This window comes from Azospirillum aestuarii, from assembly GCF_016632405.1.
GTDB classification, from domain to species: Bacteria; Pseudomonadota; Alphaproteobacteria; order Azospirillales; family Azospirillaceae; genus Azospirillum; species Azospirillum aestuarii.
In genome coordinates this window covers 1-2,437 of the sequence record NZ_JAEPIV010000078.1, presented here as the reverse complement: position 1 = coordinate 2,437, position 2,437 = coordinate 1, and the positions used below count along the sequence as shown (strand labels likewise).

Annotated in this window: 3 protein-coding genes; all 3 read right to left on the bottom strand. The window is 67.6% G+C overall.

Going from position 1 to position 2,437, the window contains the following annotated elements; genetic code table 11:
- Positions 1 to 1,566, bottom strand: a 1,566-nt coding sequence (locus JJL56_RS32630; protein WP_200487921.1) for a recombinase family protein, incomplete at its 3' end; no start/stop codon positions are given.
- A complete protein-coding gene (locus JJL56_RS32625) occupies positions 1,563 to 1,823 on the bottom strand; it encodes a hypothetical protein (protein ID WP_200487920.1) in 261 nt (86 codons plus the stop codon). The genes JJL56_RS32630 and JJL56_RS32625, both read right to left, overlap by 4 nt.
- An 81-nt stretch (positions 1,824 to 1,904) precedes the next feature.
- On the bottom strand, positions 1,905 to 2,303 hold the full coding sequence (locus JJL56_RS32620) for a hypothetical protein (protein WP_200487919.1): 399 nt from the start codon (positions 2,301 to 2,303) through the stop codon (positions 1,905 to 1,907).
- Positions 2,304 to 2,437 lie beyond the last annotated feature (134 nt).

The following is a 2,437-nucleotide window of genomic DNA, read 5'->3' as shown; positions in this document are numbered from 1 at the left end:
CTCCATGATCGCCAGCAGGTCGCCATGAAGCTGGGCCTCCAGCCCGGCGCCCGAGGGGCAGGGGGACAGCACGACGCGGTCGACCATGGACCGGATCATCTCCATCGCGGCCATCCCCTCGTCGCCGTCACCGAGCACGGACTCGAGCTCCGCGATCTTCCGCCCGTACAGCTCCGGCAGGTTGGCCGGCAGCAGCATCTCCGGCGCCTCCGTCCCCAGGGCGCCGATCTCTGCGGCGAGCGTGGCACGCTCGGCCTCCAGGGCGGTCAGCCGCGCGTTCAGCGATGGGCTGTACAGCCCCTTCTCCACCGCCTCCAGGATCGCCTCGATCTTCCGGTCGATGCCCGCGAGGGCGCGCTCCTGGTCGCCGCGCCGGTTCCGGGCCTCGGCCTGATCACGCCGTTGCGCCACGACCATTTCCTCAATAAAGGCGGCGACCACGTCGGCGCCGAGCAGGCGCTCCTTCAGCCCGGCAAGAACACGGCCCTCGATCGCTTGCCGGGTGATGGTGCGGTCGTTCGGGCAGGTGCCGGCATTCCGGTGGCCGGCGCAACCGTAGCGGTCCTTGCCCATGATGGTGTAGCGGCCGCCGCAGACGCCGCACACCAGCACGCCGGACAGAAGGAAGCGCCGCCGATGCACGCGGTTCAGAGCGTTGCCTTGCTCATCCCGACCGATCTCGGTGGCAACCGCTTTCTGTCGCGCCTTGACGCGCTTCCACAGAACGTCGTCGATGATGCCCAGCTCGGGAACTTCTACAATCTCCCGCTTTTCCTGAGGGTTGATCCGGGCGACGCGCTTGCCGGTGCCCGGATCCTTGACGAACTCGCAACGTCCCCATTCCAGGACGCCGGCATAATTGGCGTTGTTGAGGATACCGGTCCCACGGGCGACCTGTCCGCGGATCGTGGTATCGACCCATCTCCTCCCCCTGGGGCCTGGAACGTTCTCATCGTTCAACAGGCGCGCAATGGCGCGGGGGCTCATGCCGTCGGCGTACAGCGTGAAGATGCGGCGGACAACGGCGGCTTCGTCCGCATTGATGCGGCGGTACCCGCCACCTGCCTTGTCGCCGTCGACGACGTCGTATCCATAGGCTTTGCCGCCGGGAACACGTCCCTCCCTGGCCAAGCCGAGATGGCTGCGTCGGGTCTTCTGACCGGTCTCCTTGAGCTGCACCTGCGCCATCATGCCCATGATGGCGATGTGGAGCGTGGTGATTTCGCCGAGGTGCGGCGTGTACAGCTTGATATTGTGGAAGTTGAGGCGGTCATAGAGATCGGAGGTGTCCGCCAACCGTCGGCCCAGACGGTCGATGCCCTCCGACACCACAACATCGAAGCGGCGGCGCCCGGCGTCATCCACCAGCTTCAGAAAGCCTGGGCGGTGCCGGGAGGCGCCGCTGATCGCCGCGTCCGTGTAGGTATTGACAACCTCCCAGCCCTGCTGGACGGCGTAACGCCGGCACAGCTCGATCTGGTCGGCGATCGATTCCTGGCGCTGCTTGTCGGTCGAGTAGCGAGCGTAGATCACGGCACGGAGTCGGGGGTGGTGGAGGACGGTCATCGCAGGGCCTTCAGGGAAAACGCGATCAGGGCGGCGAGAAGAACAAGGGTGAGGCCGGCAGCGAACGTCATGAAGCCGGCCTGGGACGGCCGTCGGCGCATCTCATGGCGCGCCAGAATGCGGGCCAATCCGAGCAGCTTCTCGAGCGGAACGGTCCGCGGCTCCTGCTGGGGCGGCTGGACAGCGGGCGCCGTCGTCGCGGCGGTGGAGTCGGTGGTGTGGGGCACGGGTGGAAAGTCCATGGTGGGAGCGGCCATGACGATATGGTCCGATGGTGGCAGAAGCGGAAACACAGCGGCAGATCGGCGTCGCCGACGCCAACCCGGTCATCGGTGCGGTCAGGAGTCGGGCGGCGCGGCCGTGGCCGGCAGCCCCAGCGAGCCCTGCTTGCCGGGCTTCACCTTGCCACCGGCTTCACGATGGGCGGATGCCGCGAGCGTCGCCGCGAACGGCTCCAGAACCTCCAGCCGCCCCCGCAGGCGGGCGTTCTCGCGGCGCGCCTCCTCCAGCGCCTGCTCCACCTGACGCTTGGCGGTCAATTCCGAACGCAACTGGTCGAGTTGCAGCGAGGAGCGCAGGTGGGCAGCCCTTTCTTCCGACAGAAGGTGGTTTACGGTCTCCACAGCGGCCTGAGCGTCCGCCGCCTGCCGCTGCCGATCCTCCATCTCCGCAGACATCCGGGTCAGCGCCGCGTCCTGTTGGGCGACCTTCACCGCCAGCTGGTTGCGGTCTTCCATGATCCGGTCATGCTCCTGCGCCAGATCCTCGTAGCCCTGCTCCTGTTCAGCGATTGGGGCGCGGCCCGGTTCCGCTGACCACCATCCTGCGCACCGGCGCGCGTCGGTTGCTGGAGCAGGCGATCGAGGCGGAG

Coding starts and splice junctions, on each gene's coding strand:
- JJL56_RS32620 (WP_200487919.1), bottom strand. CDS start 2,303: ATGGAAGACCGCAACCAGCTGGCGGTGAAGGTCGCCCAACAGGACGCG.
- JJL56_RS32625 (WP_200487920.1), bottom strand. CDS start 1,823: ATGGCCGCTCCCACCATGGACTTTCCACCCGTGCCCCACACCACCGAC.